The following is an 11,480-nucleotide window of genomic DNA, read 5'->3' as shown; positions in this document are numbered from 1 at the left end:
AGATGAAAAAGCCCCCTCGGGGGGCAGCAAGCCGAAGGCGCGGCGTGGGGGCTCCTTTTCATCGCCGAGCCGCCTCAAGATGAAAAAGCCCCCTCGGGGGGCAGCAAGCCGAAGGCGCGGCGTGGGGAGCCTTGCTCACACGTCGGCGGCGGGGGCCGGATCAAGTGTGCGCATGAAGCCGATGATGGCCTCGGCCGCGGCCCCGGGCGCGGCCTGCAACAGGCAGTGCGGCGCGTCGATTTCGACCAGGAGGGTATGCGGCGCCAATTGCCTGACCAGCGCGGCGGCGGCGGGCGGCACCACGCGATCGTGGCGCGCCTGCAGATACAGCAGCGGCAGGCGCACGCCGGCAAATGCCGTGCGTTGGTCGGCGGCCATCACGGCCTGGAGGCGGGCCCGCATGACGGCGGGCGCTACCTGCGCGACGGCCCGGTCCAGCGCGGCGCGCAGCGCCGGCGTGCCGTGGGCGCCCAGCAACAGGTGATGCAGGAGCGCGCGCGGCAGCTGTGTGACCGGCAGCCAGTTGGCCAGCGGCCGCGCCAGGCCGAGCCGGGGATGTGGCGCGCGCACGAACGAGGCGCACAGGATCAGGCCGCGCAGGTTCGGCGGTGGCGCGGCGGCGATGGCGGCGCCCAGCGGTCCCGAGAAGGATTCGGCGAGCAGCACGAATGGCGCCTGCGCGGGCAGGGCCCGGCGCACGCGCTGTTCCAGCGCGGGGTAATCGAGCGGTTCGCGGGCGGGATAACGCAGCACCATGGGCGGTGGCGCGGAAGGCAGCGCGGACAGCAGCGGATCAAACAGATCGCCGGTGCCGTCCATGCCGGGCAACAGGACCAGTTGAAGGGGCATTCTCGAGGTTCCGACAGGCGACAGCCACATTCTGACAGGGTATCGGCATATTCTGTAAATATGGATTTATAGCCTTGTATATATTTGTCATATGGAACGGCGCGGCGTAGAGTCTGCAACGTATCCAGACCCTAGCAAGGAGCCGCCATGACCTGGTCCGCCAAACAGTATTCCGCCTTTGAAAACGAACGCACGCGCCCGGTGCGAGACCTGGTGGCGGCATTGCCCAACGAGGCTGTCGCGACCGCCATCGACCTGGGGTGTGGTCCGGGCAATTCCACCGAAGTGCTGGCCGCCCGCTACCCGCGGGCCGAGGTGACCGGCATGGACAGTTCCGACGACATGGTGCAGGCGGCACGCAAGCGCCTGCCGTCGATCGCGTTCGAGCTGGCCGATATCGAGACCTGGAATCCGCCGCGCCGATACGACGTGATCCTGGCCAATGCCGCGCTGCAATGGGTGCCTGATCACGCCGCCCTCTATCCGCGCCTGGTCGGCAAGCTCGCGCCGGGCGGCAGCCTGGCGGTGCAGACGCCGGACAACCTGGAAGAGCCGGCCCACAAGCTGGCGCGCCAGGTGGCGGCCGAGGGCCCCTGGGCTGGCAAGATCGGCGGCGTCAAGCATCCGCCGCGCCACAGCGCCGCCTGGTACTACGAATTGCTCAAGCCGCACTGTGGCCGGCTGGACGTGTGGCGCACCACCTACCTGCACCCACTGGCGGGCGCGCAGGCAGTGGTGGAATGGTTCAAGGGCACGGCGCTGCGGCCCTACCTGGACAAGCTGGATGCCGACGAGCAGACGGCATTCCTGGCGCGCTACCAGGACGAGATCGCGCGCGCCTATCCGGCATTGGCCGACGGCACTGTGCTGCTGCCGTTCCCGCGACTGTTCCTGGTGGCGGGGCCGAAGGACTGAGGCGGCGTGGCCGGACGCGCCACCGCCCGGTCCGGCGCCTTTCCGTGCGAGCAGCGGTCCTAGGCCTTGTCGGCGAAATAGCGCGCCGGCGTCCGCCCCAGCGTCTTGCGGAACATGGTGATGAAGGCGCTGGCCGATTCGTAGCCCAGGTCTTCGGCGGTGCGTTGCACCGAGACGCCCGACGACAGGCGCTGCAGCGCCATGACGATATGCATTTGCTGGCGCCAGCGGCCGAAGGTCATGCCGACCTCCTGCCGCACCAGCCGCGCCAGGGTGCGCTCGCTCATGGCCATGCGGCGTCCCCATTCGGCCACCGTGCTGCGGTCGGCTGGATCGGCATGCAGGGCCGTGGCGATCTCGCGCAGGCGCGGATGTTCCGACAGGGGCAGGTGCAACTGCTCGGTCGGCATCTGCGCCAACTGTTCGACCAGCACTGCGGCCAGCCGGCGGTTGGCCGGCTCGGCGGTGGCGTCCGGCGACAGGTCGGACAGGTGAATCATCAGCTCGCGCACCAGCGGCGTGATCGCCAGGGTGCAGCACTGGCGCGGCAGGCCCGGGGTATCCGCCGGCACGAACAGGAAGCAGACCCGGCCGTTGTCGGTGACCCGGTTTCTGTGCGGCGTGCCGCCCGGGATCCAGACGCCGTAGCGCGGCGGCACCATCCACAGGCCCTGCGGCACCGTACTGGTCACGGCGCCCTGCAGCGACAGCACCAACTGGCCCATGCGGTGCCGGTGAGTGGGGGACTCGTGGCTGTTCCGGGCTGCATCCACACGCATCGCGTAGGTCCATTGCGTGGGCATGTCCGGATCGAAATAGGGGCTGTGGGCTTCCGGCGGATACATGGGGCGGCCGTGGGGTGTCCGGGGTTGGCAGGATTTAGGGATATCTTGTCATTATCTCGAAATTCAGCAGCGATGACATTGCCTAAGCTCTCGTCATGCATCCCTCCCAGCCTTCCCCCGCTTCCCAACGCCCCGTCCTCCTGATCGTGGGCATCCTCTTCATTGCCATGGCGCTGCGCGCGCCGGTCACCGGCGTGCCGCCGCTGGTCGGGCTGATCCGCGAACAGCTCGGCCTGTCGAACACCGCCGCCGGCATGCTGATCACGCTGCCGCTGCTGGCGTTTGCCGTGGTGTCGCTGGTGTCCGCCGGCATGGCGCGCCGCCATGGCCTGGAACGCACCTTGTTCTTCGCGCTGTTGCTGATCGGCGGCGGCATCGTGCTGCGCAGCCAGGGCCTGGCCTGGGCGCTGTATGCCGGTACCGCCGTCATCGGCTCGGGCATCGCCATCGGCAACGTGCTGCTGCCCAGCCTGCTCAAGCGCGATTTCCCGCAACGCCTGGCCGGCCTGACCTCGGCCTATGTGCTGACCATGAGCATCGCGGCCGGCGCCGCCTCGGCGCTGGCGGTACCGCTGGCCAGCCTGGCCGGCGGCGACTGGCGCTTCTCGACGCTGTGCATGCTGGTGATTCCGCTGGCCGGCGCGCTGCTGTGGCTGCCGCAACTGGCCAACCACACGCCGCCGGCTTCATCGACGACGCATGCGCCGCATGGCGGCCGGTTGTGGCATTCGGCGCTGGCCTGGCAGGTCACGCTGTACCTGGGCATCAATTCGTTCGTGTTCTATGTAGGGGTGAGCTGGCTGCCGGCGATTCTGCGCGACGCCGGCTACTCGGCCGAGCGCGCCGGCTCGTTGCATGGCCTGTTGCAACTGATGTCGGCCGGCCCGGCGCTGTTCCTGGCGCCGGTGGTGCGGCGCATGCGGGACCAGCGCGCCGCGGCGTTCTGCTCGGCGGCGGCCTCGCTGGTGGCGTACACCGGGCTGATCGTGGCGCCGGGCTGGGCCACGCTGTGGATCGTGCTGCTGGGCCTGGGCACCGGCGGCGGCATCATCCTGGGCCTGATGTTCGTGGGGCTGCGCGCCAGCCATGCGCAGCAGGCGGCCGCGTTGTCGGGCATGGCGCAATGCATCGGCTACCTGTTCGCGGCCAGCGGGCCGACGCTGGTCGGCGCCCTGCATGACCGCCTGGGCGGCTGGTCGGTGGCGCTGGGGTTGTGCGCCGCGCTGTGCCTGGCCATGGCGGGTTGCGGCCTGTTGGCCGGCCGCGCGATCCAGATCGGCCAGTTCCGGCCGCACGCGCCCGCGGCGCGGTAGCGGCTAGCCGCCAGCCTGGGCGCGCCACAGGCGCACCAGGGCGTCGGGCGCCTGTGCTTCCGGCACGTCGAAGGCGAGGCTGGCCGCGTTGCCGCTGGCCGGATCGCGGAACGCCAGTTCCACATGGAAGTAGCGCTGGTCCCCTCCGAGCGCGGCACAGTCCGGAGAGGCTAGCGTAGCGGTGCGCCGCAAGGCCTCGCCGACCTCCTGGCGCAACGCGGGCGGACAGTCGGTCAGGTCGATGCTGCGGGTGCGGGCCAGGCCGGGCACGTAGGCCAGGCCCCCCTCGCGCGTCAGGCTGACGCGCAGCGCGAACTCGAGCGGGGGCAGGTCTATCATGACGGTATGCCCACCGCCGCCCAGGCGCCCGCCACGGCCTTGTGCGCGGCATCGCCGTGGGAATTGCGCGCCACCTCCAGCGTCAGGCGGGCGAAGGCGGCGAAGTCGGCATCGTGGCGCAGCCGCTTGTCGCACAGCGTGTCGTACCAGATGCGGCCGGCCACCTCCCACGCGGGGCCCTTCAGGGCCGTCGCGGCCAGGTGGAAGGCGCGATTCGGAATGCCGGAATTGATGTGTACGCCGCCATTGTCGTGCGGTGTATCGACATAGCCGCTCATGTGGGCCGGTTGCGGATCCTTGCCCAGCAGCGGGTCGTCATAGGCACTGCCCGGTTCGGCCATCGAGCGCAGCGCGCGCGCCCGCACCTGCGGCAGGAACAGGCCCTGGCCCACCAGCCAGTCGGCCTCGTGCGCGTCCTGGCCCAGCGCGTATTGCTTGACCAGCACGCCGAACACATCGCACAGCGACTCGTTGAGCGCGCCGGACTGGCCCTGGTAGGCCAGCGCCGCTTCGCTGTCGATGACACCATGGGTGAGTTCGTGGCCGACGATGTCGACCGCTACCGTGAAGCGGTTGAATACCTCGCCGTCGCCATCGCCGAACACCATCTGTGCGCCGTTCCAGAACGCGTTGTCGTATTCGTCGCCATAGTGCACGCTGCCCACCAGCGCCAGGCCGGCGCCGTCGATCGAATCGCGCTGGTAGACGTCGTGGAACAGCCTGTAGGTCGCGCCCAGGTGATCGTAGGCCTCATCGACCGCCGCATCGCCGCTGGCTCGCGCGCCCTCGGCGCGTACCAGCTTGCCGGGCAGCACGGTGGTATTGGCCGCGTCGTGCACGGCGCGCTGAGGCGCGCCGGCGTCGTGTCGCGCGCTGGCCGGCGACGCGTGAGCGCGCCGTGGCCGTGCCGCCATGTCGCGCAATCCGCGTTGTTGCTGGTCGATGATGAGCGTCTTGACCGCCGGCATGCTGACACGCGCGTCGGCATGTTGCGCCAGGCGGTCCAGGACATAAGGCGGGATCACGCCGATCAGGGGCGTGGACGCGGAAGGGCGCGGCATGGTCGGTCTCCCTGTGAGGTCGTGGCGGACACGGCGCGCGGGCCGGGCCCGGAGCAGGCTTCACGGTAGCAGATCAGAGGCGCGCGGACGTAACAGTGTGCGGCGCGATGCGAGGAACGATAAATGAATGCGCTCCGGATTGCGTCGCGCTAGTCGAACACGCCGGCCAGGACGTCGGCAACCACGCCGGTCGCGATGGCGATGAGGATCAGGTCGCTGCCGGCCACGCGCCATTCGTAGCCGGGATGCACGGGCAGGCGGGTCAGCATCGGGCCCGGCACCATCTTCTTGGCGATACCGGGCGGCAGCGGCTTGCCGCGCGCCAGATTCTTGCGGATGCCGGGCGGCAGCGCGCCGTAGCCGGTGGCGCCGGCCTGCACCGCGTAGCCGCGCGCGGTCGTGATGCTGATGCCGGCGGTGCTAAGGCTCACGCTGATGTTGGTATCGGCGTCTTTGCCGCCGCCCTTGTTCTTGCCGTTACCGTTGCCGTGGCCGGCATGGTCCGGTTTTCCGCGGTTTTCCGGGGGAGCCGACCAGGCCGGCGCAATAATGGCGGCACAGGCCAGGACGGTCATGAAAGCGGCGAAATGGCGGCGCATGTCGGGATCCTCGGGTTGTGGTTCGCGTAGGCTAGCGCAATGCTGGAACGCGCACCATCTCTATTGGCAAGTGGTTTTTCTCATTGCAACAACCGTAACCTTTCATGCTGCTGACTCGGGCTAGAATCGCTCGCTTCAATTCCGGGGGAAAAGCCAGATGCGATATTTCCTGATCTTGGTGGGGGCCGCCGCGGTCGCCTATTTGCTCGCGCGCGGCATTGCCGCCGTGCTCTCGGACCGTAAACGCAATAAATCAGAAAGGGACTGAAAGTGAAGCCGACCGACCTGCAAATCGTCAAGTCCGTGAAGCCGCGCAGCCTGAAGCTGGCCATCGGGACGGCCGTTTTGTTCGTGCTGATCCTGTGCCTGGCGTTCGGCGCCTGGTTCCAGGTGGACCAGGGCGAGCGTGGCGTGGTGCTGCGCAATGGCAAGCTGGTGCGCGTGTCGGAACCGGGCCTGGATTTCAAGACGCCATTCATTGACAACGTGATGATGGTGTCGGTGCGCGATCACACCTTCGTGTTCGAGAAGCTCGAGGCCTACAGCTACGACCAGCAGCCCGCCACGCTGCGGGTGTCGGTGACCTACCGCGTGCCGGCCGAGCACGTGGCCGAGCTGTATTCGGAGTACGGCACCATCAGCAATCTGCAGATGCGCGTGCTCGAGCGCAAGACCCCCGACGCGGTCAAGAACGTGTTCGGCCAGTACACCGCCGTGCGCGCCATCCAGGAACGCCAGAAGCTGGGCCTGGACGTCAACAACGCCGTGCACAAGACCATGGAGGGCGCGCCGGTGCAGGTGGTGGGTGTGCAGATCGAGGAAGTCGGTTTCTCGCAGGCCTACGAGCATTCGATCGAGCAGCGCATGCTGGCGCAAGTGCAGATCGAAACCACGCGCCAGCAGAAGGAAACGGCGATGATCAACGCCGAGATCCAGGTGGTCAAGGCCAAGGCCGAGGCCGACGCGCGCCGCCAGCAATTCACCGCCGAGGCCGACGGCATCCGCATGCGCGGCGAAGCCGAGGCCGCGTCGATCCGTGCCAAGGCCGAGGCCCTGGCCGCCAACACCAACCTGGTCAGCCTGAACGCGGTCGAGAAGTGGGACGGCGTGCTGCCCTCGACCCAGGTGCCGGGCGCGGCCCTGCCGTTCATCGGCATCAAATAGCGGCGGCGCTGCCGCCGGCCGGGGCGGCCGGCGGCTCGCGCCGCGCGAACGCCATCATGGCATCGCCCGACAGCGCCTTGCTGTAGAACCATCCCTGTACGATGATCTCGGCGCTGGATTCCAGCGCCGCCAGTTGTTCGCGCGTTTCCACGCCCTCGACGATGATCCGCAGGTCCAGGGCTTCGCAAAAGCGTAGCAGGCCGCTCATCACCTGCGCGGCGCGCTCGCTGCCCTGCGCCTGCACGAAGCTGCGGTCGATCTTGACGGCGTCGATCTCGAACTGATGCAGGTAGCTCAGGGCCGAATAGCCGGTGCCGAAGTCGTCTATATAGACCTGGCAGCCGATCGCGTGCAGCCTGTCGAAGGCGGTGTGCAGGGCCTGCGCGTCTTCCACCAGCGCGTCCTCGGTCAATTCCACCGAAACCTGGCCGCGGGCCTGCTCCAGCACCCTGGCGAGCTTGTCCAGGTACGAGGCAGATGTCAGCGTGCCGCTGGTGACGTTGATGGTCAGCGGCAAGGTGAAGCCCGCCTGGCGCCAGGCGTGGCATTGCAGCACGGCCTGCTTGGCCACCCACAGGTCCACTTCGCGCATCAGATCGGCCTGCGCCAGCCAGCGCAGGAATTCCAGCGGCGCCTGCTGCGCGCCTTCCGGGCCGGTGGCGCGCAGCAACGCCTCGCAGCCGGTGCACTGGCCGCTGCGCAGCGATACCTGCGGCTGGTATTCGAGATAGAAGTCGTATTCGCTGATGGCGCGAATGCGCGAGATTTCGGCGCTGCGGCGGGCGCGATTGGCGTAGGTGGAGACCACCGGGTCGTGCGCGAACAGCAGCGATTCTTCCTGCAGCCGCGGGAATGTGGTGTCGAGTGACTTGAAGTAGACCGTGGCGTCGGCCTTGCGTTGCCGTTCCAGCGCCACCACGAAGGGCGCATAGATGCAGGTGCCGAGCGCGATCAGGATCACCTGCAGCACGACGCCGCCGACATGGCCGCCCGCGCCGAGATAGGCATTGAGCAGCACGGGCGAGGTCAGCGGCAGCGTGACGCTGGCCGGTTCCATCCAGCCGGCGTGCACCACGGCCAGCGCGATCAGCACGTTGCACACCGGCGCCAGCACGAAGGGCAACAGCAGGCGCGGATTGAGAATCAGCGGCAGGCCGAACAGCAGAATCTCGTTGACGTTCAACAGCGATACCGGAATGCTGGCCAGCGCCAGCAGGCGCAGGGATTCGCTGCGCGAGAACAGCAGGATGGCGGCCACCAGCGACAACGTCGCGCCGGCGCCGCCGATGAAGACGAAGGCGCCCAGCAGGGTGCCGTTCAGGGCATACATGCCTTCGTAGCCCGCGGCGGCGCTGGCGGCGTTGAGTTGGGTGGCCTGGTCCAGCACGTCGATGACAGGCGACATCGCGTGGTAGCCGTGGATGCCGAAGAACCAGAAGAGCGAGTTAAGCGCCGCCGTCACCGGCCCGGTGGTGAAAGGGCTTTCGAGCGAGGCCAGGTCCAGCGGAATGTCGAACTGCGCCACGCCGGGGATGCGCAGCAGCGCCTGTACCGCCAGCACCACGGCGCCGGCGGTCAGCAGGCCGGGTATCACCATGTTGAGGGTGCCGCGCACGTTCTCGCCGATCAGCCCGTCCGGCGCCAGCCGGGTCCAGGGGCGCCGGTGCAGCAGGGCCAGCAGCGGCACGCAGCCCAGCGGCAGCAGCAGGGCGATGCACAGGATCAGGGTGGCGGCGGCGTGCGGATAGGGAGCGAGCAGGGCCGCGGCGATCACCACGTACGACAGGCATAGGAACGCCGCCGGCAGGTTGGGCACGCGGTAGCGGATCGACATCATGTAGCCGACCGAGGTGCCGACCAGCATCGGCATGATGGCGTTGAGCCTGTCGTGCACTTCCGCCAGTGTCTCGGCCACGGGGGCGGGCAGCCCCAATTGGCGAGCCAGCACCGACAGCACCAGGAACAACGCGGCCACCAGCAGGCATGGCATCGTCCAGAGCAGGCCTTCGCGGATGGCGCGCAGCGCGTTTGCGCCCGCCAGGGCCGCCAGCCGATCTTTCGGATAGCGCATGAAGCTCGATGTCGGCATACCGGTTCGCCCAGAATGGCCCCCTACCGAGGGAGGGCCTGCCCGGGGCGTGGGCGAGTCGCCGGCCCGGGGCTTGTAAGAATCCTTTGCCGCATCCTAGCGCCGGAGTTCCCGCTTTTGCAATCGCGTTTCGGAAAAATCCTAGGGATTCCCCTCTGTCAAGAATTGAAAAGCCGGCGCATCGTGCGCTTATCGGGACCAAGGCATCGCTATACGATCAATGGCGGTGCCCTGGCCTGACCAAGGCGGGAACGAGAGGGAGACAAGATGTCGCAGTTGGAGTGGGTGCCCGGCGACAGGATGCCGGAGCGGCAGGGCTATTACGAAACGCGCCTGGATACGGGCGGTACCGCGATCACGCTGTACAGCGTGCTGGGCTGGATGCCGGTCAAGACGCCCGGCAACATGGTGAGCTGGCGCGCATTGCCGCCGGCGGCCGAGCGGCAAGAGGCCGAGCGCCACATCCAGGAGTTGCGCGCGGCCCAGAGCCATGTGCCGATGGATTACTAGGCGAGCCGGAGAGCGGGGCACGCGAATGGGATAAGATAGTAACAATTCCCATTTAGATTGTTCGCGAGCGTGCCGTGTCCTCGACCGATTCCCTGCCCACCGACACCGTCTCGCGGATCTATCGCGAGCACCACGGCTGGCTGGCGGCCTGGCTGCGCGGGAAGCTCGGCAATTCCTTCGATGCCGCCGACCTGGCCCACGATACCTTCGTGCGCCTGATGGCGGCGAGGGTGCGGGCCGGCGGCGGCGACGAACCGCGCGCGCTGCTCACGCACATCGCCAAGGGGTTGGTGGTCGACCACTGGCGCCGCCGCGCGCTGGCGGATGCCTATCAGGCCGCGGCGGCGCAGTTGCCGGCGCGCGAGGTGCCGTCGCCGGAAGTGCGGGCGCTGATCCTGGAAACCCTTTACGCCATCGATGCCGTCCTGCGCACCCTGCCGGCAAGGACGCGCGAGATCTTCCTGTCATCCCAGTTCGACGGCATGGCATACGCCGAGATCGCGCGCGTGCAGCGCGTCTCGCTGGCCACGGTCAAGCGGCACATGCAGAAGGCGCTGACGGCCTGCCTCATCGCCTACCAGGCGGACGCATGAGGGCCAGTCCCGATCCCGCGCTGCTGCAAGAGGCCGCTGGCTGGCTGGTGCGATTCCAGTCCGAGACGCTGTCGGCCGCGGACCGGGCGGCCTTCGAGCGCTGGCGCGGCCGCAGTGCCGCGCACGCTGCTGCCTGGCGCCGGGTCGAAGACATGTTGCGCAGTTTTGGCCAGGTGCCCCCCGCGCTGGGCGCGCGCACGCTGCGGCGCCTGGACCGGCCTGCGCGGCGCCAGTTGTTGCGCGGCGTGGCCGGCCTGCTGCTGGCCGGCCCGGCGGCCTGGCTGGCCTGGCGCGAGCTGCCCTGGCGCGAATGGCGCGCCGATGCGCGCACGGCCACCGGCGAACAGCGGCGGATGCTGTTGGCCGACGGCACGCGACTGTGGTTGAACACCGCCACGGCGGTGGACATCCTGTACTCCGCGCAACAACGCCTGGTCTGGCTGCGGGCGGGCGAAATCCTGCTGGACACCGGCCAGGATCCCGCGCCGGCGCCACGGCCATTTCTGGTGCGAACCGCGCACGGCAGCGTGCGGGCGCTGGGCACGCGGTTCATGGTGCGCGACGAGGGCAAGGCCATCCGGGTCGCGGTCTTCGAGGACGCGGTCGAGATCCGTCCCACCGCTGCTTCGCGGCGGGTGTTGCGGGCCGGGCAGCAGGCGCGCTTCGACGCCGGCGGAGTCGGGCCGGAGCAGGCGGCGGATGCGTCGCTGGTGTCATGGGAGCACGGCATGCTGGCCGCGCACAACTGGCGCCTGGCCGAGCTGGTGGCGGAACTGGCGCGCTACCGGCGCGGGTTCCTGCGCTGCGATCCGGGCGTCGCCGGGTTGCGCGTGTCCGGCGCGTTTCCGTTGAACGATACGGACGCCAGCCTGCGCCTGCTGGCGCAGACCCTGCCGGTGCGGATCCGACAGGTCACGCCGTATTGGGTCACGGTTGCCGCGCGCTGACCGCCCGCCGGACCCACGTTACAAATCAATCGCGCGCATCCTGACACTTTTTCCGCCTTCGTCCGGTGTACCGGGTGAATCGTCACGGCCAGGCCGTGGCACCCCGCTTACGAAGGATCGTCCAATGGTTGCCCGTTCCCCCCGTTCTCCGTTCCGCCGCGCGCGGCCCCAGTCCGCGCCCACCCTGGCCTGCGCGCTCGGACTGGGCTTGGCCCTGCTGTTGCCGGCGCTGCCGCCGGCCGCCCTGGCCGCCGGC

General features: G+C 68.8%; 12 protein-coding genes. 6 read left to right on the top strand and 6 right to left on the bottom strand.

Features of this window, described 5'->3' with window-relative positions:
- Positions 1-135: 135 nt before the first annotated feature.
- Positions 136-849, bottom strand: a complete 714-nt coding sequence (locus tag AC6LKG_RS25700) for an alpha/beta fold hydrolase (protein WP_498169664.1) — start codon at positions 847-849, stop codon at positions 136-138.
- 147 nt (positions 850-996) lie between these two features.
- On the opposite strand from AC6LKG_RS25700, the gene tam reads away from it, so the two are divergent.
- On the top strand, positions 997-1,764 hold the full coding sequence (gene tam, locus AC6LKG_RS25695; RefSeq protein WP_498169662.1) for a trans-aconitate 2-methyltransferase: 768 nt from the start codon (positions 997-999) through the stop codon (positions 1,762-1,764).
- Positions 1,765-1,823: 59 nt separating this feature from the next.
- Here tam and AC6LKG_RS25690 read toward each other — a convergent pair whose 3' ends face one another.
- Complete coding sequence (locus AC6LKG_RS25690) at positions 1,824-2,609, bottom strand: AraC family transcriptional regulator (RefSeq protein ID WP_498169659.1); 786 nt, start codon at positions 2,607-2,609, stop codon at positions 1,824-1,826.
- 95 nt (positions 2,610-2,704) lie between these two features.
- Between AC6LKG_RS25690 and AC6LKG_RS25685 the strand changes: the two genes are divergently transcribed.
- Entirely contained in the window at positions 2,705-3,922 is a 1,218-nt protein-coding gene (locus AC6LKG_RS25685; protein WP_498169657.1) for an MFS transporter, read from the top strand.
- Positions 3,923-3,925: 3 nt separating this feature from the next.
- On the opposite strand, the gene AC6LKG_RS25680 is transcribed toward AC6LKG_RS25685, so the two are convergent.
- The 3 genes from AC6LKG_RS25680 to AC6LKG_RS25670 all read right to left on the bottom strand — a co-directional run bounded on the left by AC6LKG_RS25680 (position 3,926) and on the right by AC6LKG_RS25670 (position 5,921).
- Positions 3,926-4,261 (bottom strand): protealysin inhibitor emfourin, encoded by a 336-nt coding sequence (locus AC6LKG_RS25680; RefSeq protein WP_498169654.1) that lies wholly within the window; start codon positions 4,259-4,261, stop codon positions 3,926-3,928.
- Entirely contained in the window at positions 4,258-5,322 is a 1,065-nt protein-coding gene (locus tag AC6LKG_RS25675) for a M4 family metallopeptidase (protein WP_498169651.1), read from the bottom strand. The genes AC6LKG_RS25680 and AC6LKG_RS25675 overlap by 4 nt, the downstream gene beginning before the upstream one ends.
- 149 nt (positions 5,323-5,471) lie before the next feature.
- Positions 5,472-5,921, bottom strand: coding sequence for an anti-virulence regulator CigR family protein (locus tag AC6LKG_RS25670; protein WP_498169648.1), 450 nt, complete (start codon positions 5,919-5,921; stop codon positions 5,472-5,474).
- 303 nt (positions 5,922-6,224) lie between these two features.
- On the opposite strand from AC6LKG_RS25670, the gene AC6LKG_RS25665 reads away from it, so the two are divergent.
- Positions 6,225-7,085, top strand: coding sequence for a prohibitin family protein (locus AC6LKG_RS25665; protein ID WP_498169667.1), 861 nt, complete (start codon positions 6,225-6,227; stop codon positions 7,083-7,085).
- Here AC6LKG_RS25665 and AC6LKG_RS25660 read toward each other — a convergent pair.
- The gene (locus AC6LKG_RS25660; protein ID WP_498169645.1) at positions 7,078-9,174 is read right to left on the bottom strand and encodes an EAL domain-containing protein; all 2,097 of its coding nucleotides are present in this window, start codon (positions 9,172-9,174) and stop codon (positions 7,078-7,080) included. The genes AC6LKG_RS25665 and AC6LKG_RS25660 overlap by 8 nt on opposite strands.
- 267 nt (positions 9,175-9,441) lie before the next feature.
- On the opposite strand from AC6LKG_RS25660, the gene AC6LKG_RS25655 reads away from it, so the two are divergent.
- From AC6LKG_RS25655 to AC6LKG_RS25645, 3 genes are all read left to right on the top strand, one after another.
- Positions 9,442-9,684 carry a hypothetical protein gene (locus AC6LKG_RS25655; protein WP_498169643.1) on the top strand — a complete coding sequence of 81 codons (243 nt, stop codon included), beginning with the start codon at positions 9,442-9,444 and terminating at the stop codon, positions 9,682-9,684.
- Between the two features lie 74 nt (positions 9,685-9,758).
- Positions 9,759-10,277: a sigma-70 family RNA polymerase sigma factor gene (locus AC6LKG_RS25650; protein WP_498169641.1), complete on the top strand. Its 519-nt coding sequence runs from the start codon at positions 9,759-9,761 to the stop codon at positions 10,275-10,277.
- Positions 10,274-11,224, top strand: coding sequence for a FecR domain-containing protein (locus AC6LKG_RS25645; protein ID WP_498169638.1), 951 nt, complete (start codon positions 10,274-10,276; stop codon positions 11,222-11,224). The genes AC6LKG_RS25650 and AC6LKG_RS25645 overlap by 4 nt, the downstream gene beginning before the upstream one ends.
- The last annotated feature ends 256 nt before the right edge of the window (positions 11,225-11,480 follow it).

This window comes from Achromobacter sp. 46006 (genome assembly GCF_059761975.1).
The sequence above is the reverse complement of the archived record's forward strand: the minus strand, read 5'-3'. Positions and strand labels throughout refer to the sequence as shown.

What these genes read in the sequence shown, in the direction of transcription:
- AC6LKG_RS25700 (WP_498169664.1), bottom strand. Translation starts at nt 849, where the DNA reads ATGCCCCTTCAACTGGTCCTGTTGCCCGGCATGGACGGCACCGGCGAT.
- tam (WP_498169662.1), top strand. Translation starts at nt 997, where the DNA reads ATGACCTGGTCCGCCAAACAGTATTCCGCCTTTGAAAACGAACGCACG.
- AC6LKG_RS25690 (WP_498169659.1), bottom strand. Translation starts at nt 2,609, where the DNA reads ATGTATCCGCCGGAAGCCCACAGCCCCTATTTCGATCCGGACATGCCC.
- AC6LKG_RS25685 (WP_498169657.1), top strand. Translation starts at nt 2,705, where the DNA reads ATGCATCCCTCCCAGCCTTCCCCCGCTTCCCAACGCCCCGTCCTCCTG.
- AC6LKG_RS25680 (WP_498169654.1), bottom strand. Translation starts at nt 4,261, where the DNA reads ATGATAGACCTGCCCCCGCTCGAGTTCGCGCTGCGCGTCAGCCTGACG.
- AC6LKG_RS25675 (WP_498169651.1), bottom strand. Translation starts at nt 5,322, where the DNA reads ATGCCGCGCCCTTCCGCGTCCACGCCCCTGATCGGCGTGATCCCGCCT.
- AC6LKG_RS25670 (WP_498169648.1), bottom strand. Translation starts at nt 5,921, where the DNA reads ATGCGCCGCCATTTCGCCGCTTTCATGACCGTCCTGGCCTGTGCCGCC.
- AC6LKG_RS25660 (WP_498169645.1), bottom strand. Translation starts at nt 9,174, where the DNA reads ATGCCGACATCGAGCTTCATGCGCTATCCGAAAGATCGGCTGGCGGCC.
- AC6LKG_RS25655 (WP_498169643.1), top strand. Translation starts at nt 9,442, where the DNA reads ATGTCGCAGTTGGAGTGGGTGCCCGGCGACAGGATGCCGGAGCGGCAG.
- AC6LKG_RS25645 (WP_498169638.1), top strand. Translation starts at nt 10,274, where the DNA reads ATGAGGGCCAGTCCCGATCCCGCGCTGCTGCAAGAGGCCGCTGGCTGG.